Here is a 26223-nt window from a genome sequence, read left to right as displayed (position 1 = left end):
CTTGGTGGCCTTGATCGCTGGCTTTCGAAGAAATAATAACGGCACTGAGCGACCTTCCGCCAAAGCCGACATGCATCCTTAGGCTCCCTGTCGGTTGGAAAAACGTGCAGTGCCTGACTTCAGAGGTATCTTCTTTCTGTCATGTACGCCGGTGGCTTCCAGTTTGGCCCTTTCACTGCGAGCCCATGTTTACCATTAGCCAGCACGCCGGCATTGATGAGTCGCGCATAGGCATCTTCAAGCGCACCATACTCTTCGAGGAGTTCGCGATTGTAAATTCTTATCATCATATCCAGATGTGGTGTTGCTTGTATCAGAGCAAACACAGTGACGATATCGTCAAGGGTTTCGTTTTTGACAATCATCTCGAAGGTGCTCATTGCCACATCTCCCCGAGAAGTTTTTGATACTCACGGTCCACCTGCTGCGCTGCGGCAGTGAGAGCTTCGGAAGTATAAAGAAGTGTATGGTCATCTTTCAGTTGGAAATCTTCCAGAGTAGCGGTATGAACGTTATTCCAGATCGGAGAACCGGCATCTGGACTCTGGGTGTCGCTAAAGCCTAAAGCTTTGAATCGTTCAAACTCTCTTAGTTCGTGAGTATAGAAACGTTTGTCGGTGTCCGTAGCCTCGAGTTCGCCACGAGCAATTCGTTCGAGACGACTAAGCATTACGTCATTGGCATCCGATTGTGTGAATTTCGAAATATGTAGCTTCACGATATCTGTTCCTTTCGTTGAAATGTTGGCTGACGCCCACTGCAAACTTAGAATTTCACCTCCGACTTGATCAGGGTTGAAATCACGCCCGCTGTGTTTACCCTTGGTGGTGGCTCCTGCATAAGGACTGCTAATCACCACGTAAAGCGGCGCAATCCCCGAGTCAGCGGGAAACACGATGATGAATCGATCCCAGCCTTCAACCAGAATCGGATTCAGATCCAGTCGGCCTGCGACCGCAACGATGGTTGCGCCGGAATAGTCGGGTGGTTCGATGTTCACCGCAGGCGATTCGGTTGAGGTTTTCCCCGGTGAAATGGCCGGTGTCCAAGTCAGGAAATCCGTAGGCGAATCTGGCAGCGCGGTTTCATAAACGTCATTGAGCAGGTCATACGTTGCCTGTAAAACCGGCACGTCCGAGCGAATGTGGAAATCGTCGGTCGTGGCGACAAATACTTCCGCCACTTCACCCAGCGGCCTTACGCCCAAACCGACGGGCAGGTTCAACATGCCTCGGCGGTCTGCCAGCTCTCGCAACGTCTGTGGGGATTGCGCTGAAAGTTCGGCCAAGGGAACGCTCACGGAAAAGCGTTCGCCGTTGCCCAGGCGGGACGGCGCCAACAGTGCTGCGAAGCCGATCAGTGCCGGGGTAATCAGCCCGGCGCCAGCCGCTGCCAGCGTCGGCAGCGCCGCTCGCAGTGCGGCCAGTATCGCTGAGGAGGTAGAGGGCGCCAGAACGATAGCCGTCGATGCGAAGGAAAAGGCAGGGCTGGAAGACGCCACGGCTCCCGACGCCGGGTAAACCCGTTGAAACTCAGAGGGATGCGGCTCCTCGCCCCGTTGCTGCCGCTCAGCTTGAAGCCGGTCCTGTTCGGCGGCCTCTGCCGCTGCTTGCGCTTGAGTCAACGCGTTTTCCAGTGCCGCCAGGCGTTCTTTTTCTTGAGCCTCGGCCTCAGCCAGCGTCACCTTAAGCGCCTCGATCCGGGCTCTTTCCCGCTCTCGAGCTTCAGCTTCGATTCGTGCCTTTTCTGCAGCAAGGCGCGCGTGTTCAGCTTCCTGACGATGTTTTTCGGCCAAGGCAACGAGGCGTTGCTGCTCATGAACTCGCGCCTCCTCCCGCTCGCGTCGGGCCTTTTCGGCAAGGGCTTGCTGGCGATGTTGCTCGGCGGCGATCCGGGTACGTTCGGCGGTCTGTCTGGCCAGCTCCCGATCGTTGGCCTGGGAGGCGGCAAGCCAGGTGTAGTAGTTGGTTTTCTGCACACTGAGAATGTCGATGGCCTGAGACAACAGCCTGATCTCATGAGCCGCTCGATAGGACTCGGTCCAGGCGTGCATGGCTACGCCATAGGGTTTGACGAGCGGCTCGATCAGCGAAGCTCTCTGGTAAAACTGCAGCAGTGTCTTATTGGCTGGGTCGCTGCCGAAAAACTGATTGGCCAGGACTGTTTTCTGCTGAAGTTCCGCGGTCTTGCGCGCTATGAGTCTGTCGCGCACTTCAAGTTCGCGAATTACCGCTTGCGTCGGCGGCAAATAATGATTGGCTCCCTCCTGCTGCAGGGTTGTCAATTCCTGTTCGATGGTTTGCGGTAATTGATTCGTGCGGATTTTATATTCGTATTCCAGAACCTGGATATTTGACTGTATGGCCTGGGCGGTCATCAGAATGTTCTGGTTTGGCCCGAACATACCGCTGCCGGAGGGAATTCTGCTTGAACCGGACGGGATCAGGACAGGTACATTGTCTGGAGCGACGCCCCTTATATGAACGCCTTCATCTACTGTCCATTCCCATGTCGGAGGTTTTGCCATATTCACATCCTTTTTGAATAAGGTAATCAATGTTATCGGCGCATTAGTCCTTGGCGCACACAATTATTTGCTTGGCTTAAGTTACAGCAATGCGGGTTGGCTTGATTCTGGTTAGGTTGTAGTTAATTGCGATTTGATAAGTATGAAAGTTGATCGCGAATTGGGGTCGCCGGTCATTTTCCATTTGAGATATGGAAATTTCTGACAATGCGTTGGGCATCGTCTTTCAGTGCAACGTCTTTTTCTTACAGGCATAAAAAAGGCCGCTGCAAACGCAGCGGCCAAGGCAAGACGTTGGATCAAGGAGCTACAAATCAACGTCAGTGAACAGCGGGTTGATCAAACGAAACCTTCGATTGATCTGAAATCTGTCTGCCATGGCCCGAATTGCTCAAAGGCCAAGGCTTCATGCTTTGCGGAGATCCCGTGAAAGCGCACTCAGAATACGGCGTTGGGTCTGTAGGAAAAATACCGATTCCGGACATGCACTGTTGCGGAGCATGTAACAGTGTCGTGCGCTGAACGGCACCATGCGTAGCGCTGATGATCATTCATCCAGCCGGTCCATGAACGGCGCAACGCCCCGCGGTGCGAGGGCATTCATCCTTTCGAGCGACAACGCGAATACCTCCTTGGTGCGCTTATCGACGCGGTTGCGCGGCAGTAGGGTGGGGCCTTCTGTCACTCACCGGGGAAGACGCATGACAAAAACAACAATGCGCGCCATCTTCACACCGCAGGCGCTGGCTGCCGCGGTAGCTTTGGGTTGCTGCGCCCAGGCGCAAGCGGTTGCATTCAACATCGGCGAAATCGAAGGCACGTTCGACTCGTCCCTGTCGATCGGCGCGAGCTGGGGGTTGCGCAATGCCGACGACTCGCTGGTCGGTACGGTAAACGGCGGCACCGGGCAATCCTCGACCGGTGATGACGGACGCTTGAACTTCAAGAAAGGCGAGACCTTCTCGAAGATCTTCAAAGGCATTCACGACCTCGAGCTCAAGTACGGCGATACCGGCGTGTTCGTGCGCGGCAAGTACTGGTACGACTTCGAACTCAAGGATGAGGACCGCGAGTTCAAACAGATCAGCGACAGCGGCCGCAAGGAAGGCGCCAAGTCCTCCGGCGCGCAGATTCTCGATGCCTTCGTGTATCACAACTACGCCATCGCCAATCTGCCTGGCACCGTGCGCGCAGGCAAGCAAGTCGTGAGCTGGGGTGAAAGTACTTTCATCGGCAATTCGATCAACAGCATCAACCCGATCGACGTCTCGGCGTTTCGCCGCCCCGGTGCGGAGATCAAGGAAGGTCTGATTCCAGTCAACATGCTGTTTGGCTCGCAGAGCCTGACCGACAAACTCTCGGTTGAAGGCTTTTATCAACTGGAGTGGGACCAGACCGTTCTCGACAACTGCGGCACCTTCTTCGGTGTGGACGTCGCGGCAGATGGCTGCAATAACGGCTACACCGTCGGCAGCCCGGCAGTGGCGCCACTGGTGCCGCTGACCACCGCGTTCGGCCAGGGCATTCAGGTCACCCGCGAGGGTGTGGTCATTCCCCGTGGTGGCGATCGTGATGCGCGCGATTCCGGGCAGTGGGGCACGGCGCTGCGCTGGCTCGGCGAAGACACCGAATACGGCCTCTACTTCATGAATTACCACAGCCGCACGCCGACCGTCGGTACCACCACCGCAGGGCTGTCGACGCTGGCGGCATTGCCCGGCATGGTCGGCATTGCCAACCGTCTGGCCCCTGGCAGCGGTGCGGGGCTGGCGCAAAGCGTGATGCTCGGACGCGGCCAGTATTACCTCGAATATCCCGAAGACATTCGGCTCTATGGTGCAAGTTTTTCCACCACGCTGCCTACCGGTACCGCATGGACTGGCGAGATCAGCTACCGGCCCAACGCCCCGGTGCAGGTCAACACCAACGACCTGACGCTGGCGCTGGTCAACCCGATTGCCGGCGGCACCGCTTCGCCACTCGCGACCTCGCCGGGCGCCGACAACAAGGGCTATCGCCGCAAGGAAGTCACGCAGGTGCAGAGCACGCTGACGCACTTCTTCGATCAGGTCCTGGGCGCCGAACGTCTGACTGTGGTCGGCGAAGCGGCGGTGGTGCACGTCGGTGGGCTGGAGTCGCGTAGCGACCTGCGTTACGGCCGCGATTCGGTGTACGGGCAATACGGCTTCGGTGGCGACACCGACGGGTTCGTGACCTCGACCTCGTGGGGCTATCGCGCCCGGGCCATTCTCGATTACGCCAACGTGATCGGCGGAGTCAACTTCAAACCCAACCTGTCGTGGTCGCATGACGTCGCCGGTTATGGCCCCAACGGCCTGTTCAATGAAGGCGCGAAAGCGATCAGCGTCGGTGTCGATGCCGACTACCGCAACACCTACACCGCGAGCCTCAGTTACACCGACTTCTTCGGTGGTGACTACAACGTGCTTGAGGACCGTGACTTCGTCGCTTTGAGCTTCGGTGTGAACTTCTGATCTGCCCGAGAAGGATGAATGCAATGCGCAAAATGATTCTGCAATGTGGCGTGCTGGCCCTGAGTCTGCTGGCGGCCAATGTGATGGCGGCGGTGTCGCCGGATGAAGCGAACAAACTTGGCACCAGCCTGACCCCGCTCGGCGCTGAGAAGGCGGGCAACGCCGATGGTTCGATCCCGGCCTGGACCGGCGGTATTCCAAAGAATGCCGGTGCGGTGGACAGCAAGGGTTTCCTCGCTGACCCGTTCGCCAGCGAAAAGCCGCTGTTCACCATCACCGCGGCCAACGTCGATCAGTACAAGAGCAAGCTGTCCGACGGTCAGGTAGCGATGTTCAAGCGCTACCCGGAAACCTACAAGATCCCGGTCTACCCGACGCATCGCACGGTGGGCGCGCCGGCGGAGATCTACGAATCGGCCAAGCGCAGCGCGTTGAACGTGACCTCGATCAACGACGGCAACGGCCTGGCGAATTTCACCGGTAATCGCTACTACGCCTTCCCGATTCCGAAAAACGGTGTCGAGGTTCTGTGGAACCACATCACCCGCTATCACGGCGGCAACCTGCGGCGGATCATCACCCAGGTTACGCCGCAGACCAACGGCAGCTACACGCCGATCCGCTTCGAAGAAGAGGTGGCGGTGCCGCAGTTGATGAAGGAACTCGATCCGGAAAAAGCCGCCAACGTGCTGACCTTTTTCAAGCAATCGGTCACCGCGCCGGCCCGTCTGGCCGGTAACGTGCTGCTGGTGCATGAAACTCTCGATCAGGTGAAGGAGCCGCGTCTGGCCTGGATTTACAACGCCGGACAACGCCGCGTCCGACGCGCCCCGCAAGTGGCCTATGACGGCCCGGGTACGGCCGCCGATGGTCTGCGTACTTCGGACAACTTCGACATGTTTTCCGGCGCGCCGGATCGCTATGACTGGAAACTGGTCGGCAAGAAGGAAATGTATATCCCGTACAACAGCTACAAGCTCGACTCGCCAAAACTCAAGTACGACGACATCGTCAAGGCGGGCCACATCAATCAGGACCTCACCCGTTATGAATTGCACCGGGTCTGGGAAGTGATCGGCACGGTCAAGCCGAACGAACGCCACATCTACGCCAAACGCCACATGTACATCGATGAAGACAGCTGGCAGGTCGCGCTGGCCGATCACTACGATGGTCGCGGGCAACTGTGGCGCGTTGCCGAGGGCCACTCGCAGTATTACTACGATCACCAGACCCAGGCGTACACCCTCGAAGCGCTCTACGACATCATTGCCGGCCGCTACATCGCGCTGGGGATGAAGAACGAAGAGAAGCACAGTTTCGAGTTCGGCTTCGAAGCCAAGGCTGCCGACTACACACCATCGGCCTTGCGCGCCGAGGGCGTACGGTAACGGTTTGGATACCTGGGCAGTACAAAAGGCGACCGCACGGTCGCCTTTTTTATGGCCGTCAATCAGCGCGCTGAATGTTTATCAACAAGTGCCGGGGAGAGGACTAGGGTGACGGCACAATGATAAAAAGGCTCAGCCGATGACCGCCATGACAGCGTGCCTGGATCGACCCGGATTTCTGCCCAGACTCTCCTGCAAACATCAGCCACGCGAGCGTTTGAGCGCACCATTACTTGCGTCGACGGCGCGCGTCCGGTTGCTGTGTGCTCCCGCCGGAAGCGGTAAAACCGCGCTGCTTGCCGAGTGTCTGTTGCAGGCTCCTGAGCATTGTTCGGTGCACTGGTTACCCTTGGCTGGTAGCGCTTTGAGCGTCGACGTTTTTTACCAGCGGTTGGCGGATACGCTGGGGCTGGACGACGCAACCGAACCCGGGCTCATCTCGGCCCTGACGCGCTGGTCGATGCCGACCTGGCTGTTTATCGATGATTACTGCCGACATCCCGAACCAGCGCTGGACGCCTTGCTTGATCGCTTGCTGGCAGTGAGCAGCCCGGCGCTGGTCTGGTGGATCAGTTCGCGTCGACGCCCCCTCTGCAACTGGCCGCGGCTGCTGCTCGACGATGCGTTGTACGAATGCGAGAGCGCAACGCTGGCACTGACTCAGGATGAAGTCGCCGCAGCCCTCGGGCATTTACCTCTGGAACAGGCTGCGAGCGTCGCCGCACGAATCATCCAGCGCACCGCCGGGTGGTGCGCCGGGGTGCGCATGGTTCTGCTGCAAAAATGCGACTGGGCCCAGGGTCAGCCAGCTGCGCAGCGAGCGGACACCCTGCTCGATTATCTGCAGCACGAATTGTTCAGCGGTCTGACGCCGGAGCTGATTGAGGCCTGGCGGGTGCTTGCGCACCTGCCGCGCTTCAATGCGCAATTGTGCGATCACCTTTTCGGAGCCGGGGAGGGCGCTGAAGGTTTGCGCACGTTGCAGACGCTCGGTTGCTTCATTGAGCCCTGGCAGGCGTCCGTCGACTGGTGGCGGGTCTTTCCACCGTTGGCTCAAGTGATGCAAACCGAACCCTGGCCCGCAGGTCGATCATGGCATCGCCGCGCCTGTCAGTGGTTTGCGGCCAGGGAAGACTGGCGTTGCGCGTTTGAACAGGCGCTGCTTGCCGAGGAATACGAAACGGCGGTGAGCCTGTTGCAGCATTTCAGCTTCGAGCAATTGTTTGAAGAGCAGACCGTGGTGCTGCTGTTGCGTTTATACGGATCCCAGGCCGGAGAGCTGACGACCAGTACCCCGCACCTGGTCGGGTTGATCGCCAGCGCATTGCTTTTTGCCGGGCGTTTCGAGCAGGCGCGTCAGTGCATACAGCATTTGTCGAGGTTCTCGCCTCAGCCCTGCATGGCGCAGCAACGCCAACTGATCGCGCAGTGGCAAGCGCTGCAGGGCTGGTTACTGCACCTGGAAGGACGTATGGCCTTGGCACATGCGCATTTCAGCCAGGCGCTGGATGAACTTGATGTCGACCGTCAGGTTGCCCGGATCATGTGTTTGTCGGGGTTGACTCAGCAAGCTCTCTTGCAAGGCCAGCTCGACGTCGCGCAGACCTTCAACCGACAGGCACTGTGTTTGGCGCGGGCGCAAGGTTCGCTGGTGTGCGAGGCATTGCTTGAACTCGATCATGCGCAATTGCTGGAACAGCGTGGCGCGGCATGCCGGGCCGAGAGTCTGCTGGCCGGCGTCGATGACCTGCTTGGCCGACAACTCAACCGGCTGACCCCGTTGCGTGGAAGAATCGCGCTCCGTCGCGGGCGCCTCGCCTTGAGTCAGGGACTGGACGCGGCGGCCGCAGAATTTTTCCGCTCAGGCCTGGATGACTGCCGACGCAACCACGACAAGCGTGCCTTGTATGGCTATCTGGGGCTGGCGCAGTTGGCGGCGAGTCAGACCGATTATGAAAAGGCCTTCGTCTGGCTGCGCGATGCCGAGCGACTGATGCAGCAGCGACAGATTCCGGATACGGTTTACCGCGGCGTCATGTTGCAAGTGAGCAGTCTTATCTGGCTGCAGCAAGGGCGTGCCGACCTGGCCTGCGAGGCGATGGCACGTCTTTTGCGCCATTACCAAGGCGCCGATGCGGTGCAGGCTCCACCGGCCACGCTTGAATTGATTCCCCGGGTCGAATACTTGTTGATCATTGCGCGAGTCGGGACAGACACGGCGTGCGATCCGATAGCCGACCTGCAACGTCTCCTTGAAGCGGCGCAACGATTCCGCATGGTCTCGCTGGAAACCGAATTACGTTTCGCGTTGGCGCAAGTAGCGTTTTTGCTCGGCGACCGGCCTACTGCCTGCGAGCAATTACAGCAAGGTCTTCAATTGGTCGGTCAGCACGACTTGTATCAGGCGTTGCGCGAACTCAAATTGCGTCAACAAGATCTTTTGAACGCGTTGGGCAATCCTGTTGAAAGCAGTTGCGCGCAGAACCCAAGTCGTCACGAAGTGCTCAGTCAACGCGAACGGGAAGTGCTTTGTCTGATCGCACGAGGTCATTCCAACCAACAAGTTGCCGATCAATTGTTTATTTCTTTGCACACGGTGAAGACTCACGCACGGAGGATAAATGCAAAGTTGGGTGTCAAGCGTCGTACCCAGGCAGTGGCGAGCGCGAAGTTTTTGGGGCTTGAGCTGAATTGAGTCAGCGGATCAACGAGTGGGAAGCCGTGTGTCCGTTTCATACCCCATGCGCCAACTAACGGCCCGCGTCGCCGCCAGCAAGCGCTGCGCCGCCGGGCCGTTTTCGTCGGCGTGAAACAGCGAGGTCGGGCCAACGATGGTCAGCACTGCGGCGATCTGTCCGACCGCATTGAACACCGGTGCCGACAGCGCATCCACCCCCGGCATCAACAAACCGTGCACATGATGCAGACCGCGCTCGCGGATTTGTTCGCACAGTTTCGTGTAAGCCATCTCGTCCTTGAGCGGATGCTCGGCGGCGGCGACTTCCATTTCGCGCAAGTCATCGGTTTCCCGATGCGGCAGGTAGGCGCTGAACACCAGCCCGGTCGAGGAGCTGAGCAGCGGCAATACCGAGCCCAATTGCGTTACCACCGTCACCGCGCGCACAGCCGGTTCGATATGCACCACGGTCGCACCTTGGTTACCCCATACCGCCAGAAAGCAGGTTTCATTGAGTTCGTCGCGCAACTCGGACAAGGGCAGGGCGGCGACTTTCAGCACGTCCATGCTGTTGAGGGCGGCGAGGCCGACGCGCAGCGCTTCCCGGCCCAGACCGTAATGGTTGGTCGCAGCGTTCTGCTCGGCAAAACCTGAAGCGATCAACGCTTGCAGATAACGATGCACCTTGCTCGCCGGCATCTGCACGTGCTCGGCCAGGCGCGACAATGACGTCGATGGCGACAGCTCGGCCAGCGCCTTGAGGATGTCAGTGCCGACCTCGGCGGAGCGGACTTTCTGTTTGCCGTTGCTGTCGCTGGTTTTTTCCATGGGGCTGGCGGTTCCGGTTCGAATGGGCGTCTTTATAGCTTGACGCTGGATAGCGAGCAAATTACGTTATGCGTAATCTGATTACGATAATAACAACCCCGGCGTGCCGAGACCTCTGAGCCAGAGCGATGGGCCACTGCCGACTCCCTGTTCAGGAGGCTCCATGAACTCCGATTCAACCGCTCAGGCCTTGGCGTATCAGTCCGGGTTCGGCAACGAATTCAGCTCTGAAGCGTTGCCCGGCGCGCTGCCCGTTGGCCAGAATTCTCCGCAAAAAGCCCCGTACGGCCTCTACACCGAATTGTTTTCCGGCACCGCGTTCACCATGGCCCGCAGCGAAGCGCGGCGTACGTGGATGTACCGGATTCAGCCGTCAGCCAATCACCCGGCCTTCGCCAAACTCGAGCGGCAAATCGCCGGCGGCCCGTTGGGTGAAGTGACGCCCAATCGCCTGCGCTGGAACCCGCTGGATATTCCCGCCGAACCGACCGATTTCATCGACGGGCTGGTGAGCATGGCCGCCAATGCCAGCGCGGAAAAACCGACCGGGATCAGTATCTACAATTACCTCGCCAACCGTTCGATGGAGCGCGTGTTCTTCAATGCTGATGGTGAATGGTTGGTGGTGCCGCAACTCGGCCGTCTGCGTATCGCCACTGAATTGGGCGTGCTGGAAGTCGCACCGTTGGAGATCGTCGTCCTGCCGCGCGGTCTGAAATTCCGCGTTGAACTACTCGACGCGCAGGCGCGTGGCTATATCGCCGAAAACCATGGCGCGCCGCTGCGCCTGCCGGACCTGGGCCCGATCGGCAGCAATGGGCTGGCCAATCCGCGGGATTTTCTCAGCCCGGTCGCCGCTTACGAAAACCTGCAGCAACCGACCACGCTGGTGCAGAAATTCCTTGGCCAGTTGTGGGGCACGGAACTCAATCATTCGCCGCTCAACGTGGTCGCCTGGCATGGCAACAACGTGCCGTATAAATATGATCTGCGCCGCTTCAACACGATCGGCACGGTCAGCTTCGATCATCCCGATCCATCGATCTTCACCGTGCTGACCTCGCCAACCAGCGTGCACGGCTTGGCCAACCTCGACTTCGTGATTTTCCCGCCGCGCTGGATGGTCGCCGAGAATACCTTCCGTCCGCCGTGGTTCCACCGCAACCTGATGAACGAATTCATGGGCCTGATCCAGGGCGAATACGACGCCAAGGCCGAAGGCTTCGTGCCGGGCGGCGCGTCATTGCACAGTTGCATGAGCGCCCACGGCCCGGATGGCGAAACCTGCACCAAAGCGATCAACGCCGAACTCAAACCGGCGAAGATCGACAACACCATGGCCTTCATGTTCGAGACCAGCCAGGTACTGCGCCCCAGTCGCTTCGCCCTCGAATGCCCGCAATTGCAACCTTCTTACGACGCTTGCTGGGCCACGCTGCCCGCCACGTTCGACCCGACCCGGAGATAACCCATGACGCAGAATTCCATCACCCGCAGTTGGGTCGCCTCGGCCAACGGCCATGCTGATTTTCCGTTACAGAACCTTCCGCTCGGTGTGTTCAGCCGTGAAGGTTCTGCGCCGCGCGCTGGGGTTGCGATTGGCGCGCACATCTTCGATCTGCAAGTAGCGCTGGAAGCCGGGCTGTTCGATGGTGCTGCGCGCAGTGCTGTCGAAGCCATGCACGGCGGTCAGTTGAATGCGTTTTTCGAACTCGGTCGCGAGGCACGGATTGCCTTGCGCACGCGTTTGCTGGAATTGTTCAGCGAAGGCAGCACCGTGCGCGGCAGTATCGAAGCGCAGGGGGCAAAACTGTTGCCTCTGGCTGCCGATTGCCAGATGCACCTGCCAGCACGCATCAGCGACTACACCGACTTCTACGTCGGCATCGAACACGCGCAAAACGTCGGCAAACTGTTCCGCCCCGACAATCCGTTGCTGCCCAACTACAAGCACGTGCCGATCGGCTATCACGGCCGCGCCTCGACCGTACGCGTATCCGGCACCGACGTGCGGCGCCCGAAAGGCCAGACCCTGCCGGCCGGTCAGACTGAACCGGTCTTTGGCCCCTGCGCGCGTCTGGACTACGAACTGGAACTGGGCATCTGGATCGGCCCGGGCAACGAGATGGGCGACTCGATCGCCATTGGCGATGCCGCGCAGCATATCGCCGGTTTCTGCCTGCTCAACGACTGGTCGGCGCGCGATATCCAGGCTTGGGAATATCAGCCGCTGGGGCCGTTTCTGTCGAAGAGTTTCATCACCAGCGTGTCGCCCTGGGTGGTGACGGCCGAAGCGCTGGAGCCGTTCCGCACCGCGCAACCAGCGCGTCCGCAAGGCGATCCGCAGCCGCTGCCGTATCTGTTCGATAAACGCGATCAGGACGGCGGAGCCTTCGACATCGAGCTGGAAGTGCTGCTGCTCACCGAAGCCATGCGCGAGCAGAACCTGCCGGCCCATCGTCTGACCTTGAGCAACACCCGCTACATGTACTGGACGGTCGCGCAGATGGTCGCGCATCACAGCGTCAACGGCTGCCAGTTGCAGGCCGGTGATCTGTTCGGCTCGGGCACCTTGTCCGGCCCCGATAGCGGTCAGTTCGGCAGCCTGCTGGAAATCACCGAGGGCGGCAAAAAACCGATCGAACTGGCGTCTGGCGAGGTACGTAAATTCCTTGAAGACGGTGACGAGATCATTCTGCGCGCACGCTGCGCCCGTGACGGTTTTGCCTCGATCGGCTTTGGCGAGTGCCGCGGCAAAGTGCTGGCGGCGCGCTGACGGGAGCAGCTCATGGATCTCTATACCTATTACCGTTCGACCTCGTCGTACCGGGTGCGCATTGCGCTGGCGCTCAAGGGCCTGGAATATCACGCGCTGCCGGTCAACCTGATCGCGCCGGCGGGCGGCGAGCATCGGCAAGCGGCGTATCTGGCGCTCAATCCGCAGGGCCGGGTGCCGGCCTTGCGCACCGATGGCGGCGCCTTGCTGATTCAGTCGCCAGCGATCATCGAATATCTCGAGGAACGTTATCCACAGGTGCCGTTGCTGCCGGATGATCTCGTCGCCCGTGCGCAAGTGCGTGGCGTGGCGGCGGTGATCGGTTGCGATGTGCATCCGCTGCACAACGTCAGCGTGCTCAATCGCCTGCGCCAGTCGGGGCAGGACGAGCCGCAGGTGATCGAGTGGATCAGCCACTGGATCAGTCAGGGCCTGGCGACGGTGGAGCAGTTGATCGGTGAGAGTGGCTTCTGTTTCGGTGAATGGCCGTGTGTGGCGGATGTCTATCTGATCCCGCAGTTGTATGCGGCTGAGCGCTTCAATGTGAGCCTTGAGGCATTTCCGAAAATCCGCCGGGTTGCGGCGTTGGCGGCGGAGCATCCGGCGTTCCTCAAGGCGCATCCGGCCAACCAGCCCGACACCCCATGACCCTGCAGGAGTGAGCCTGCTCGCGATGGCGGTGTGGCAGTCAGAATAATCTCGCCTGATACACCGCTATCGCGAGCAGGCTCACTCCTACAGAGATCGGCGGCGTGCAAAAGAATCATAAAAACAAGACAGGTACCTTGCGATGCACAACCAGATTGCCAGCTTCCGCGCGGCACTCGACGCCCGCCCCGTGTCCCGTTATCAATGGTTGCTCTTGATCCTGCTGGCGCTGCTGCTGGTTACCGATGGCTATGACGCCCAGGTGCTCGGTTATGTGGTGCCGGCGTTGGCCCAGGACTGGGGTCTGGAGAAATCGGCGTTCGGGCCGGTGTTCAGTGCCAACCTGCTCGGTCTCACCCTTGGCTCTCTAGCGGTGACGCCACTGGCTGACCGCTTTGGCGTGCGGCGCATTCTGCTTGCCTGCGTGTTGATCTACGCGACGCTGACTGTGCTGATGGTCTTCGCCGACTCGCTGAACAGCCTGATGATCGCGCGCTTTATCTGCGGCATCGGCATGGGCGGGGCGATGCCCAGCGCCATGGCGCTGATGTCGGAATATTCGCCACCGCGCTTGCGCACCTTGATGGTGACGCTCGCGGCCTGCGGCTTTTCCTTCGGCGGGGCGGCCGGCGGTTTTGTCGCCGCCGGGTTTATCGACCGGTTCGGCTGGCAAGCGGTGTTCCTCGCCGGTGGCGTCACGCCACTGCTGCTGTTTCCATTCCTGTGGTGGATGCTGCCGGAGTCACTGCCGCGTCTGCTGCGTGACGCACCACCGTATGCGCGGCTGCGCAAAGTCAGCGCGCGGATGCTGCCGGACTGGCAGCCGCCGGTAGCCAGCGTCGAGCAGAACGAGCGCGAACAGGGCAGCAAACTGACTGTCGTGGAGTTGTTTCGTAACGGCTACGCACGGCCGACCTTGCTGATCTGGGCCACGTTTTTCGTCAGCCTCATTCTGCTGTATTTCATGATCAGTTGGCTGCCTTCATTGCTGCTGGAAAGCGGCCTGAAGCTCAACGAAGCCAATCTGGTGACCTCAATGTTCCTGTTCGCCGGCACGCTTGGCGCGATCTGCATGGCCTGGTTCGCTGATCGCTTGAAGCACAAAGTGCGTCTGTTGTCCGGCGTGTTGGCCGGCGCGGCGCTGTGCACGATCCTGCTCGGTCTCAATCACGACAATCCGCGCTATCTGGTCGCCTGCGTATTCGCGGCCGGGTTCTGCATCATCGGCGGGCAACTGACGCTGAATGCGTTTGCCAGCAATTTCTACCCGGCGCACGTGCGCGCCACCGGCACCGGATGGGCCTTGGGCGTGGGGCGCTTCGGATCGATTCTCGGGCCGTTGTTCGGCAGCCTGTTGCTGGCGATGCACATACCGGTGGCGCAGATTTTCTTTTTCTGCGCGATTCCAGCGGTCATCGCCGCACTGTTGATCATCCAGGTTCGCGCGCCTTCCGAGGCCAGGCAAAGTCCTGCGGGAGCCAGCCTGCTGGCGAAGAGCGATAGCGCGGTCTGACGGATAGACCGAGTCGCCCGCATCGCTAGCAGGGCTAGCTGCCACATGAAATCGCGCATAACCATAGGTCGAGTGTCAGCTCGCCAGCCCTTCAAATCAAAAGCCCCTCACCCTAGCCCTCTCCCAGAGGGAGAGGGGATTGATCGAGGTGGATGCGAGAGCTGCGCCGACCTGAAATACCGAGTCGAATACAAATTCCAAGCCAACACAAATCGGCTCCCTCTCCTGGGGGAGAGGGCTGGGGTGAGGGGCAGCCACACCACAAATCCCAAGCCAACCACCCGCTTCTAACCACTCAACAATGAGCGCCAGCTCGAGTGCTCTTGATCTTGCCTAACCGGCGACATCGGAAGGCTGAGCGGAGGGATTGATCCGGGCGTGGGAGCGCAGCGACCGTACGACGAAGTCGTACACAGCGGAAGTAGGTGCAGCGAAGCAAACCGTAGCCGCTGCGCCCGGATCGATCCCGCAGCGAAGGAACCCGAGCCTGCGAGGGCCGTACGTAGGAGCAAAGCCTTTTGGTTCCTTTTTGGCGTTTGAAAAAGGGACTCGCCGTAAGGGCGAAACCGCCAGCCGCAGCACCCGCAGCAACGGATATGTACCCAAAACTCAGCGCCGGAAAGCAAGCCATCGCGAGCAGGCTCACTCCTACAAAAAACGACGTTTCAGTGAACGACAGAGTTGGGCGGCAAATGCCCGAGCCGCTCGGTCAGGCGCAAGCGCTGGATCGGGTCGTCACTGAGCAACAGCGCATGCTCCAGATCAAAGCGCTCGGCATTCGGGCAATCAAGGCGCTGATACAGACTGGCGCGGGCCAGATAGTCAGCGGCCGAAGCGTTACCCAATTCCAGCACCCGTTCGGCGTCGATCAGCGCGGCGATAAAGTCATCATGGCTCAAGTGCAACTGACGCAGATTGCGCGACAGGCGCTGCAACATTTGCTGCGGGCTGGCGGTCAGCAGATGCTCGGCACTGAGCCTCATGTTCGGACCGTACTGGCGCTGCAACAGCTCACGACAATCATTGGGATACAGACGCCGGCCCCCGCACGGATCAAGCAAATGATCGGCGCCCGGCACGCGCAGCAAAAAATGGCCCGGAAAGTTGACCCCGACCAGCGGAATCTCCAGACCCCGCGCCAACTCCAGCGCAATTATCGCCAGCGCCAACGGTTGCCCGCGACGGTTGTGCAAGACTTCAGGCAGCAAGGCCGCCTGCGGGCGCAGCGGCAAAAAGTCGTCCTTGGCAAAACCCAGATCGTTCATCCGCCGTAACAACGGTTGCGCCAACTCACTGACCGGCAGCATCGGCAAGCCATAACTGATCCGTTGCTGCAGCTCCTTGAATTCCTGCAACAGCGCTTGCGGATCGACGGCTTTTTCGTGCTCGGCCGCGATCCACAACGCCGCTTCCAACAGTGCGGGCGGTGTGCGGTGCAGGCAATCAAAAAAGCGCTGACGCGGGTTCATCGAAATCTCCGGGCATTGCCTCGTTTTTAGCCTCCTCTGCGGGATTCGTCCAGTACCCCGCATTGCCGGCACGGAGTTATGCCGCAAAGCGCTTGTCGGCGCGGGCGCTTATTCCGGCGCGCTCCAGCAATTTTCACGGGCAAGCCTATACTGGCGTTCTACAAGAAGTGATTCGGGAGCCTGTCGATGTTCGCTCTCATGCAAAGCACTCGCCTGGAATCGCTGCACCTTAGCGTCGACCCGGTTTCCGGGTTGAGGGCGGTCATTGCCATTCATAACAGTCGCCTCGGGCCTGCCCTGGGCGGATGTCGTTACCTTGCCTATCCCGATGACGAATCAGCCATCGAGGACGCCATTCGTCTTGCTCAGGGCATGAGTTACAAAGCCGCACTGGCCGGGCTGGAGCAGGGCGGCGGAGTGGCGGTGATCGTGCGGCCGGCCCATGTCGAAAACCGTGGCGCACTGTTCGAGGCCTTCGGTCGTTGCATCGACCAGCTCGACGGCCGCTACATCACCGCCATCGACAGTGGCACTTCCGTGGCCGACATGGATTGCATCGCCCAACAGACCCGCCATGTCACCAGCACCACCTCGGCTGGCGACCCGGCGCCGCATGCGGCAATGGGCGTGTTCGCCGGGATTCGGGCCACCGCCATGGCGCGGCTGGGCAGCGACAATCTCGAAGGCTTGCGCATCGCCATTCAGGGCTTAGGCAATGTCGGTTTTGCCTTGGCCGAGCAACTGCACGCGGTGGGCGCCGAACTGCTGGTCAGCGATATCGACCATGGCAAGGTGCAATTGGCGATGGAGCAACTCAACGCCCACCCGATTGCCAACGATGCCTTGCTCAGTACGCCCTGCGACATCCTCGCGCCGTGCGGTCTGGGCGGCGTATTGAACAGCCACACGGTCAGCCAGTTGCGCTGCGCGGCGGTGGCCGGCTCGGCGAACAATCAGCTGACGCACCTGGACATGGCCGACCAACTGGAGCGACGCGGCATTCTTTACGCGCCGGATTATGTGATCAACGCCGGCGGCCTGATCTACGTTTCGCTGAAACATCGTGGGGAAGAACTGCCGACGATCACCGCGCATCTGTCGAAGATCAGTTCAAGGCTGACCGAAGTTTTTGCTCACGCACAGGCGGAAAAACGCTCGCCGGCGCGGGTCGCCGATGAACTGGCAGAAAAAGTTTTGTATCGCTGAGTTTCACGGGCATTAAAAAGGCCCCGAGTCGTTCGACTCGGGGCCTGTTCAATTCAGGCGTTTATCACTTCGCAGCCTTCGCCGCTTTGGCCGGTTTCACCGGCGCTTCAGGCGCTTCCACGCCCTCGCCAGGCTCGTTCGCTTCGACCGTTTCGGCCGGTGCGTTGATCAGTTCAGCCAGCGCGTCTGGCTGGCTCTTGAACGCCCGGGCGAACACATCGCGATTTTTCGCCATGTAGATCCCGGCTTCTTCCACTTGCTGCTCAGTCAGAGACGGAACGGCTTTTTGCAGAACATCGGCCAGATATTCGGCCAGTTCGAGCATTTTGTCATGACGGTCAGCTTCGGCTTTATCCATGAACAAGCGCTCCAGATCTCGGCTGCTGCGGTATACCACTTCGACGGCCATTCACCACCTCACATGCCTTCACGTTAAGTTGTCTTGTCGACTACTGTATCCATATACAGCGAAAAGGATAAGCGAATCCCTGCGCCATGGGTAGTGGCTTTTCAATGTAGACCGGATTTTCGCTTTGTCAGTGGGGCGCGTGTCGGCGGCATTCGCGAGCAGGCTTGCTTCCACACAGGCACCGACCGTGCGACGAAACGCCACGGGGCGGGGTTGGCGGCGGTTCGCCATGATGGCGTGGCCTCGTTTCTGCATGACAACCAGGGCATGCGGCAAACCGTAACGTCCAACACGCATCATCCGCTCGAATCGGGCTAAGGAACATCATCGTGAAAATCAACTGGGCCGAGAAACTGCGGCAGAACGTGCATCAACTGGCCGAGTCCCTGGGCAACCTGTTCGTCGAAACCTTCCACTACCTGGCGCTGTTCGCCATCGGTGCGGTGACGGCGTGGGCGGCGGTGATGGAGTTTCTCGGCATGCTCGAAGTCGGGCACATCAAGATCGACGACATTCTGCTGCTGTTCATCTACCTGGAACTGGGGGCGATGGTCGGGATTTATTTCAAGACCAACCACATGCCGGTGCGTTTCCTGATCTATGTGGCGATCACCGCACTGACGCGTCTGCTGATCTCCAACGTCTCGCACCACAACCCGCCGGACATGGGCATCATCTACCTGTGCGGCGGCATTCTGTTGCTGGCGTTTGCGATCCTGGTGGTGCGTTACGCCTCGTCGCAATTCCCGTCAGTGAAGATCGAGAACCCGCAGCGCAAGATCGGCACGGGTTCGAGCGAGCATCCGGAAGTCGAAAAGGGTGAACTTTAAAGTCCCGCCGTCTGGCTCGGCGGGCTCTTGACTGATGGCGGCGGGGTGAGCCCGGCGCTGTTGGTCATGGCTTCGAGAATCGACATGGCGCTGTGGCCCTGCTCGATGGCGATGCCGAACTGGATGCTTTGCACCAGTCGCTTCAAACGCTCGGGATCATTGCGCTGTTCGGCGCTGATCATGCGTTTGGCGACGATCCGGCCGCCGTTGGACAGGGTCAGCATGATGCTGCCGTCCAGCCCCTGAATGCTCAGGTTGATCTGATAGTCCGGCGCGAAAGCATCGGTAATGATCTGAAATGGGTTGTCCATGATGCGTCACCGCCTGATTGAACGTGCAGTTGTTGACCGGCCATGATCGGGTTGGTTCGCCATTCCAGACCATTGGCATCTCGTTCGCTGAGGTTCGCAAAGTCCGTTTGCCTCACAGGGGTTACAGCAAGGGTCATGCCGGAAAAATTGTCGAACAATAAACACGGCAACAAAAAAGGCGAGCGCTGCGGCTCGCCTTTTTTTATGGCGCGTTTTCAGGGCAGGAACGCGTCGATGGTCGCTGACGGTGCAGGCCGCTCGATCAGCATTCCACCCAGTTCACGGCGAGGCCGCCGCGCGAGGTTTCCTTGTATTTGTCGTGCATGTCGGCGCCGGTGTCGCGCATGGTGCGGATCACCCGGTCGAGTGAAATGAAGTGATTGCCATCGCCGCGCAGGGCCATTTGCGTGGCATTGATCGCCTTGACCGCGGCTATCGCGTTGCGCTCGATGCACGGCACCTGCACCAGTCCGCCGACCGGATCGCAGGTCAGGCCGAGGTTATGCTCGAGGCCGATTTCAGCGGCGTTTTCCAGCTGCTCCGGAGTAGCGCCGAGGATTTCCGCCAGACCCGCCGCAGCCATCGCGCAGGCCGAACCCACCTCACCCTGACAACCGACTTCGGCGCCGGAGATCGAGGCGTTTTTCTTGCACAGAATGCCGACGGCGGCCGCGCCCAGAAAGAACGCGACGACATCATCATCAGACGCGTCCGGGTTGAATTTCATGTAGTAATGCAGCACCGCCGGAATGATCCCGGCGGCACCGTTGGTCGGCGCGGTGACCATGCGCCCGCCGGCGGCGTTCTCTTCGTTGACGGCGAGGGCGAACAGGTTGACCCACTCCATGGCCGACAGCGTTGAACTGATCACATTCGGCTTGCCGATCTCCAGCAGGCTGCGATGCAGCTTCGCCGCGCGGCGCGGCACATTGAGCCCGCCCGGCAATATGCCTTCGTGGCTCAAGCCTTTTTCCACGCACTCGCGCATCACCGCCCAGATGTGCAACAGGCCCTGACGGATCTCGGCATCGCTGCGCCAGGCGCGCTCGTTAGCCATCATCAACTCGGACACGCGCAGGTTGTGCTGCTTGCACAGCGACAGCAATTGCGCGGCACTGGAAAAATCGTACGGTAATTCAACGTCGCCACTTGGGGCCACGCCGGATTCGGCTTCAGCGGCTTCGATGATGAAACCGCCGCCAACCGAATAATAGGTTTGCTCGAACAACTCGCCGGTCGCGCCAAAGGCTGTGAGCGACATGGCGTTGGGGTGATAGGGCAGGCTTTCATCCAGCAAAAGCAGATCGCGCTGCCAGTCGAAAGCAATGGTTTGCTGGCTGGCGAGGGACAGTTGGCCGGTTTCTCGCAGTTGTCGAATGCGGGCGTCGATGGTCGACGGATCGATGCTGTCCGGCCACTCACCCATCAGGCCCATGACCGTGGCGCGATCAGTGGCGTGACCGACGCCCGTGGCCGAGAGCGAACCGTATAACCGGATTTCGACGCGGCGTACGTCATTGAGCAAATCCTGATCAATCAAGGCCTGGGCAAACGTTGCCGCCGCACGCATCGGACCCACGGTATGGGAACTGGACGGCCCGATGCCTACTTTGAACAGATCGAAAACACTGATAGCCATGCTAAACCCTTACAAGCAATGGAGGAGGAATCGCTGCCATTTTTTGTCGGACAAGCGCAATTTCGGCGATACTGCCTGCCTCGGTCCGAGGTGACCAACGAAACTTCCTAAGAAAGCCTTTAGCAGGACTAAACGATGAGCCGTCAATTGCATGCGCAGACTTATGTCTGGCTGCAGGTGTTTTCCTGTGCCGCACGGCACCTGTCCTTCACCCGTTGTGCCGAAGAACTGCACATCACCCCCGGTGCGGTCAGCCAGCAGATCCGCCAACTCGAAGAGCGGTTGGGGTTTCGTCTTTTTCATCGGCGCGCGCGCGGCGTGGAGCTGAGTGCTGAAGGCCAGCGCCTGGCGATTACTGTCAACGAAGCCTACGGCAGCATCGATGCGGAATTGCGACGGCTGGATGCCGGGATGATCAGCGGAACGCTGCGTGTGCGCTCGATTCCGTCGTTTCTCAGCAAATGGCTGACGCCGCGTCTGCCACGCCTGCAACAGCGTTATCCGGACATTCAGTTGCGCCTCGTTGCCGAGGACAGCAGCGTGCCGCTGCACGAAGGCGAATTCGATCTGGCGATCGATCTGAACGACGGCAGCTACCCCGGATTGTTATCCACAGCCTTGCTCGACGAGCAGATTTTTCCGGTGTGTGCGCCGAGCCTGTTGCGCGGGCGGCCGCCGTTGCACGGGCCGGCGGATCTGCTGCATTTCCCGCTGCTGCACGATATCACTGCGTGGCGCGGCAGCTATGAATACGCCGAGTGGGAGTTTTATCTGAACGCGATCGGCTTCGAAGGCGCGGATGTGCGGCGCGGGCATACCTTCAATCGCAACCACCTGACCATCGAGGCGGCAATTGCCGGCATGGGCGTGGCGATTGCCCGACGTACTTTGCTCAACGACGAACTGGAGCGCGGCGCGCTGATCGTGCCGTTCGGCCTGTCGGTGCCTAATCACAAACGTTACGTGCTGCTTTATGCGCCGGGGGCGCTGAGCCATCCGGGCGTACGAGCAGTGCATGACTGGCTGGTGGAGGAGGCGGGGATTTTCCGCAGCTTGCACCCGCTGAATGACGGGCAATTGTGAGCAAACCTTGCCGGGGCGCAGGGCGACCCAACTCCCGACCTTACCAGCGCTTCGCTCGGTTGTCCGGCTTTTTTTGCGAATCAATATTTATCTTTTTTCAGGGGTTGAAATGTTCGCCGCTCGGGCCGATTGTTGTAATCAAGGGGTCACGAAATCCTGTTCCAGGCCCCTTGCGAGCTAGCTGAAATAAGGGATGAACTATGCAAATCCAAGTCAACAGCGATAACCATATTCAAAGCAGTAAGCGACTGGAGGAGTGGGTACGTACAACTATTGAGAGCACGCTCGACCGTTATGAAGAAGACCTGACCCGTGTCGAAGTCCACCTGAGCGACGAGAACGGCGAGAAACCAGGTCCCCATGACTTGCGCTGCCAACTGGAGGCGCGGCCAAAAGGCCATCAACCGATTTCCGTGACCCACAAAGCCGATTCGCTGGAACAGGCGATCGACGGTGCTGCCGAAAAACTCGAGCACAAACTGGATCACCTGTTCGGCAAACTGCGAGGTAAACCACGCGCTGCGGTAGTGCCATTCACCGGCAAAGCCAACGACAAGTTGCTGGCAGAAGAATTTGACGAGAATGAACAGGCAGCGATCAACAGTTGATGCGCTGATTCCATAAGCCACCCCAATGAGAACGGGCCTGCGAATGCAGGCCCGTTTTTGTTTGTGGCTGATTTGGTGTACGGCGTGAGAACGCAGCCCTCACCCCAGCCCTCTCCCGGAGGGAGAGGGGGCCGACCGCGTTGTCAGCGGGATGTATGTCGACCTGACATACCGCGTCGATCATGGATTCAAATTAGAACTCTCAAGTTGACACACTTCTGAAATATCCCCCAATCAGTCCCCTCTCCCTCCGGGAGAGGGCTAGGGTGAGGGCTTTTTCAGACGCGCCGCAATTCTGATTCGCCCATCTGCTGCATCACCTCAAGATTACTGAAGCGCACGACTTCAATGCCTTTTTGGTTCAGATATCGCGTCCGGCGCTGGTCATGAATCAGTCCCGGCGACTTATGGTGTTGTCCACCATCCAGCTCGATCCCCAATTTCAATTCAATACAGTAAAAGTCTAGAACATAGGGTGGGCAGGGATACTGACGGCGAAATTCAGATTGGCGATTTGACGGGAGCGAAGCTTTTGCCAGAGCAGGTGTTCGCAGTCGGTTTGTTTGGCGCGGAGCTGGCGGGCGAACTGGGCGAGGGTGGGGCGATTCTGCATGCTTCACGATCCTTGTGAAGTGGGTTTGATAACTCACTGTAGCCGAGAACCCTCACCCCAGCCCTCTCCCGGAGGGAGAGGGAGCAGATCTCGATTGGTTTCAAAACGTAAGTTCGGCTCGATATTTCATGTGGGCGTAATCCGCTAAAACAACTCGGTCGGTTCCCTCTCCCTTTGGGAGAGGGTTAGGGTGAGGGCTTTTTCAGACGCGCCGCAATTCTGATGATCTGCTCCAAAACATCGCCCATCTGCTGCATCACCTCAAGATTACTGAAGCGCACGACTTCAATGCCTTTTTGGTTCAGATAGCGCGTCCGGCGCTGGTCATGAATCAGTCCCGGCGACTCATGGTGTTGCCCACCATTCAGCTCGATCGCCAATTTCAATTCAACGCAGTAAAAGTCCAGAACATAGGGTGGGCAGGGATACTGACGGCGAAATTTCAGATTGGCGATTTGTCGGGCGCGAAGCTTTTGCCAGAGCAGGTGTTCGCAGTCGGTTTGTTTGGTGCGGAGCTGGCGGGCGAACTGGGCGAGGGTAGGGCGATTTTGTATGCTTCACGATCCTTGTGAAGTGGGTTTGATAACTCACTGTAGCCCAGAACCCTCACCCCAGCCCTCTCCCAGAGGGAGAGGGAGCCGAACTCGATTGCTTCAAAACTTGAGTTCGGCTCGATATCTCATGTCATCGTAACTCGCTAAAACAACGCGGTCAGTCCCCTCTCCCTCCGGGAGAGGGTTAGGCGGGCGGCGTTCCGATGAGGGGCTTTTGACTTTGATCAGCCAAGTCAGAACGCCACCGACGTCTGCACATAAACCGTCCGCGGTTCCCCCACATACTTACCCTTGTTGTTGTCATCGAACGAACGCGTGAAGTACTGCGTGTTGAAAATGTTCTTCACCCCCACCGCCACATTCAGGTCGGACAACTGCGGCCCGAAGTCATACCCTGCACGGCTGCTGAACAGCATGTAGCCGGGGATCTTGCCGGTGTTGCCGTCGGCGCTTTCCTTCGTAGTGTTGGCGTTGTCGGCGAACTGGTCGCTCTGGAAGGTGCTGTCCAGATTGAGTTTCCATGGCCCTTCGGTGTAGCCAACGCCCAGCGTGCCTTTGTGCTTCGAGGAGAACGGTACGCGGTTGCCCTTGTTCGGGCCGTCTTCGCGGATGGTCGCGTCAACATAGGCGTAGCTGGCGTAGACATCGAATCCAGTCAACGCCGGGTTCAGGTCGTCGAGCTCATAGTTGATGCTGGTCTCGATGCCCTGATGGCGGGTTTCACCGCGGGCGATCACCGAATCGTTGGTCTGGTTGCTTTCGTACTGGTTGTCGAAGTTGATCAGGAACGCGCCGATCTCCGCACGCAACGCGCCGTTGTCGTAGCGCGTGCCGACTTCCCAGGTGCGTGCCTTTTCCGGTTTCACTTCACCGCTGGTGACGCGGTTGGGCATCTGGCTGTACTGCACGCTGCCGAACGAGCCTTCGGTGTTGGCGTACAGGTTCCAGCTGTCGTTCAGGTGATAAAGCACATTCAGCGCAGGCAGCGCAGTGTTGTAGTCGCCCTTGTATTTGACGTTGGTCAGCTTGTTCGTCTGCTGCGACTCGATCATTTCGTAGCGCACGCCGGGGGTGATGGTCCATTTGCCGATATCGATGCGATCGTCGACGAAGAACGCATTGGCCTCGGTGCCACCACGGGTGTCGCGGTCATTGCGGCTGTTGGTGGTCGGGTACTCGTTGCTGGCGATCGGCGTGCGATAGCGCAGTTCGTGGCCGGCTTCGTTGATGTAGCGGTAGCCGACGCCGACTTCATGGCTGGTCGGACCGAGGTCGAAACCTTGGGCGAAACGGGTTTCCAGACCGCGCACCCAGTACTCGCGCGGCGACAGCGACAGGAACGTGCCCTGGTCCAGATAACCGCTGCGCAGGGTTTTGGTGAAGAAGGTGTTGGCAGTGAATTCGCGGCGATCTTCCTGATAGCGATAGCCTAAGTTGAACATTGTGCGACGGCCCCAGAACTGGTCTTTCGGCCGCGTCGACTGGTACGGATCGGCGTCGTAATCGGCGACGTTCAAACCACCGGGCATGTCAGCCTTGCCTTCGTAATATTGGGCCATGGCGTTGAAGCTGTTGGCCTCGTCGAGCTGGTATTTGCCCTTGAGAATCAGGTCGTCGATTTCAGTGTCGCTGTGTTCGCGCCAGTCGCCGCCGCGAGTGCCGGAGTAGAGCAACGCACCGCCGAGGCCATTGGCGTTGGTGCCACCGGCCAACAGGTTGGCGCTGGTCTTGAAGCCGTCGTGGCTTGACGAAGGGCTGGTTTCGGTCTGGAAACCGCCTTTCACAGTCGGCTCATCGGGAATCGCCCGAGTCACGAAGTTGACCACGCCGCCGACGTTCTGCGGGCCGTAACGCACCGCGCCACCGCCACGCACCACGTCTACCGCGTCCATGTTGCCCATGCTGATCGGCGCGAACGACAACTGCGGTTGGCCGTAAGGCGCGAACGGCACCGGAATGCCATCCATCAACACGGTCGAGCGCGCGGCCAGACGTGGATTCAAACCACGGATGCCGAAGTTCAGCGCCATGTCATGGCTGCCGGTGCCGTTGTTTTCCGGGGCGTTGACGCCGGGGATGCGGTTGAGCACATCGCGCGCCTGTGTGGCGCCCTGGCGCTCAAATTCTTCGCGGCGGATCACGTCGCGAGCGCCGGGATGTTCGAACACGTTGATCTGCGCCGCATCGCCAAGCCAGTCGCCGACGACTTTCGACGTGTCCAGCTCCAGCGCCGCGTCTGCCTGCGGTTGCAGGCTGAAGGCGTTGTCGCCCTCGGCGCGGGCCTGCAGACCGGTGCCTTCGAGTAAGGCATCGAGGCCTTGCTCGGTGGTGTAGTTGCCCTCCAGGCCTCGGCTTTGCAAACCACCGGTGACCTGCGAGCCAAAGGAGATCAGCACCCCGGCCTCGCGGCCGAATTGATTGAGCGCGTTTTCCAGCGACGACGGCGCAATGTGATAAGCCTTGGCATCAGCGGCCAGCGCCGCGGGCAGGGCGCTGAAGCTCAGGCTGGCGCCAAGGACGACGTTGCGCAGGGTGCGAGCCAAGGGTGTGAGGCGGGTGGGATGCATGGCGGATGATCCTGAGAAGGTTGAATCAAGGGGGCTTTCCTTCTCTGTCACGCCAGATCTGAAAAACGGCTCATTTATT

General features: G+C 59.6%; 19 protein-coding genes and 2 pseudogenes. 11 read left to right on the top strand and 10 right to left on the bottom strand.

What is annotated here, in order from left to right; all coding sequences use genetic code 11:
- Positions 1-119: 119 nt before the first annotated feature.
- Positions 120-380, bottom strand: a complete 261-nt coding sequence (locus tag BLU24_RS24025; RefSeq protein ID WP_093104622.1) for a hypothetical protein — start codon at positions 378-380, stop codon at positions 120-122.
- Positions 377-2527: an S-type pyocin domain-containing protein gene (locus BLU24_RS24020; protein WP_093104621.1), complete on the bottom strand. Its 2151-nt coding sequence runs from the start codon at positions 2525-2527 to the stop codon at positions 377-379. Before BLU24_RS24020 ends, BLU24_RS24025 begins: the two co-directional genes overlap by 4 nt.
- A gap of 701 nt (positions 2528-3228) precedes the next feature.
- Here BLU24_RS24020 and BLU24_RS24015 point away from each other — a divergent pair.
- The 3 genes from BLU24_RS24015 (at position 3229) to BLU24_RS24005 (ending at position 9108) form a co-directional block, all read left to right on the top strand.
- Positions 3229-5022 (top strand): DUF1302 domain-containing protein, encoded by a 1794-nt coding sequence (locus BLU24_RS24015; protein ID WP_090281821.1) that lies wholly within the window; start codon positions 3229-3231, stop codon positions 5020-5022.
- A gap of 23 nt (positions 5023-5045) precedes the next feature.
- On the top strand, positions 5046-6413 hold the full coding sequence (locus tag BLU24_RS24010) for a DUF1329 domain-containing protein (RefSeq protein WP_093104620.1): 1368 nt from the start codon (positions 5046-5048) through the stop codon (positions 6411-6413).
- 139 nt (positions 6414-6552) lie between these two features.
- A complete protein-coding gene (locus tag BLU24_RS24005; protein ID WP_093104619.1) occupies positions 6553-9108 on the top strand; it encodes a LuxR C-terminal-related transcriptional regulator in 2556 nt (851 codons plus the stop codon).
- Positions 9109-9117: 9 nt separating this feature from the next.
- On the opposite strand, the gene BLU24_RS24000 is transcribed toward BLU24_RS24005, so the two are convergent.
- Positions 9118-9918, bottom strand: a complete 801-nt coding sequence (locus tag BLU24_RS24000; protein ID WP_093104618.1) for an IclR family transcriptional regulator — start codon at positions 9916-9918, stop codon at positions 9118-9120.
- Positions 9919-10081: 163 nt separating this feature from the next.
- Between BLU24_RS24000 and hmgA the strand changes: the two genes are divergently transcribed.
- The 4 genes from hmgA (at position 10082) to BLU24_RS23980 (ending at position 14855) form a co-directional block, all read left to right on the top strand.
- Positions 10082-11386 carry a homogentisate 1,2-dioxygenase gene (gene hmgA / locus BLU24_RS23995; RefSeq protein ID WP_093104617.1) on the top strand — a complete coding sequence of 435 codons (1305 nt, stop codon included), beginning with the start codon at positions 10082-10084 and terminating at the stop codon, positions 11384-11386.
- Between the two features lie 3 nt (positions 11387-11389).
- Positions 11390-12694, top strand: coding sequence for a fumarylacetoacetase (fahA, locus tag BLU24_RS23990; protein WP_090281827.1), 1305 nt, complete (start codon positions 11390-11392; stop codon positions 12692-12694).
- Between the two features lie 12 nt (positions 12695-12706).
- Positions 12707-13342, top strand: coding sequence for a maleylacetoacetate isomerase (gene maiA / locus BLU24_RS23985; RefSeq protein WP_090281828.1), 636 nt, complete (start codon positions 12707-12709; stop codon positions 13340-13342).
- A gap of 142 nt (positions 13343-13484) precedes the next feature.
- Positions 13485-14855 (top strand): MFS transporter, encoded by a 1371-nt coding sequence (locus tag BLU24_RS23980; protein WP_093104615.1) that lies wholly within the window; start codon positions 13485-13487, stop codon positions 14853-14855.
- 665 nt (positions 14856-15520) lie between these two features.
- Here the strand turns inward: BLU24_RS23980 and BLU24_RS23975 are convergent.
- Positions 15521-16324: a SirB1 family protein gene (locus tag BLU24_RS23975; RefSeq protein ID WP_093104614.1), complete on the bottom strand. Its 804-nt coding sequence runs from the start codon at positions 16322-16324 to the stop codon at positions 15521-15523.
- A gap of 186 nt (positions 16325-16510) precedes the next feature.
- On the opposite strand from BLU24_RS23975, the gene BLU24_RS23970 reads away from it, so the two are divergent.
- On the top strand, positions 16511-17530 hold the full coding sequence (locus BLU24_RS23970; protein WP_093104613.1) for a Glu/Leu/Phe/Val dehydrogenase family protein: 1020 nt from the start codon (positions 16511-16513) through the stop codon (positions 17528-17530).
- Between the two features lie 154 nt (positions 17531-17684).
- Here BLU24_RS23970 and BLU24_RS23965 read toward each other — a convergent pair.
- Positions 17685-17939 (bottom strand): annotated as a pseudogene (locus BLU24_RS23965) (YebG family protein); the annotation flags it as partial.
- Positions 17940-18268: 329 nt separating this feature from the next.
- Between BLU24_RS23965 and BLU24_RS23960 the strand changes: the two are divergent.
- Positions 18269-18769: a phosphate-starvation-inducible protein PsiE gene (locus tag BLU24_RS23960; RefSeq protein ID WP_090281834.1), complete on the top strand. Its 501-nt coding sequence runs from the start codon at positions 18269-18271 to the stop codon at positions 18767-18769.
- Here the strand turns inward: BLU24_RS23960 and BLU24_RS23955 are convergent.
- Positions 18766-19080, bottom strand: a complete 315-nt coding sequence (locus tag BLU24_RS23955) for a DUF3509 domain-containing protein (RefSeq protein ID WP_093104612.1) — start codon at positions 19078-19080, stop codon at positions 18766-18768. The two genes, BLU24_RS23960 and BLU24_RS23955, sit on opposite strands and share 4 nt — an antisense overlap.
- Positions 19081-19342: 262 nt before the next feature.
- Positions 19343-20719 (bottom strand): L-serine ammonia-lyase, encoded by a 1377-nt coding sequence (locus tag BLU24_RS23950; protein ID WP_093104611.1) that lies wholly within the window; start codon positions 20717-20719, stop codon positions 19343-19345.
- 135 nt (positions 20720-20854) lie between these two features.
- On the opposite strand from BLU24_RS23950, the gene BLU24_RS23945 reads away from it, so the two are divergent.
- Both BLU24_RS23945 and BLU24_RS23940 read left to right on the top strand, forming a co-directional pair.
- Complete coding sequence (locus BLU24_RS23945; RefSeq protein WP_093104610.1) at positions 20855-21802, top strand: LysR substrate-binding domain-containing protein; 948 nt, start codon at positions 20855-20857, stop codon at positions 21800-21802.
- A 200-nt stretch (positions 21803-22002) separates the two neighbouring features.
- On the top strand, positions 22003-22410 hold the full coding sequence (locus BLU24_RS23940; RefSeq protein WP_016771629.1) for an HPF/RaiA family ribosome-associated protein: 408 nt from the start codon (positions 22003-22005) through the stop codon (positions 22408-22410).
- 278 nt (positions 22411-22688) lie between these two features.
- On the opposite strand, the pseudogene BLU24_RS23935 reads toward BLU24_RS23940, so the two are convergent.
- The 3 genes and pseudogenes from BLU24_RS23935 to fecA form a co-directional block, all read right to left on the bottom strand.
- Positions 22689-23023 (bottom strand): annotated as a pseudogene (locus BLU24_RS23935) (endonuclease domain-containing protein).
- 185 nt (positions 23024-23208) lie between these two features.
- The gene (locus tag BLU24_RS23930) at positions 23209-23577 is read right to left on the bottom strand and encodes an endonuclease domain-containing protein (protein WP_093104609.1); all 369 of its coding nucleotides are present in this window, start codon (positions 23575-23577) and stop codon (positions 23209-23211) included.
- Positions 23578-23810: 233 nt separating this feature from the next.
- Positions 23811-26144: a TonB-dependent Fe(3+) dicitrate receptor FecA gene (gene fecA / locus BLU24_RS23925; RefSeq protein WP_093104608.1), complete on the bottom strand. Its 2334-nt coding sequence runs from the start codon at positions 26142-26144 to the stop codon at positions 23811-23813.
- Positions 26145-26223: the final 79 nt, after the last annotated feature.

This window comes from Pseudomonas sp. Z003-0.4C(8344-21) (genome assembly GCF_900104975.1).
In the GTDB taxonomy this organism is placed as follows: domain Bacteria; phylum Pseudomonadota; class Gammaproteobacteria; order Pseudomonadales; family Pseudomonadaceae; genus Aquipseudomonas; species Aquipseudomonas granadensis.
The sequence above is the reverse complement of the archived record's forward strand: the minus strand, read 5'-3'. Positions and strand labels throughout refer to the sequence as shown.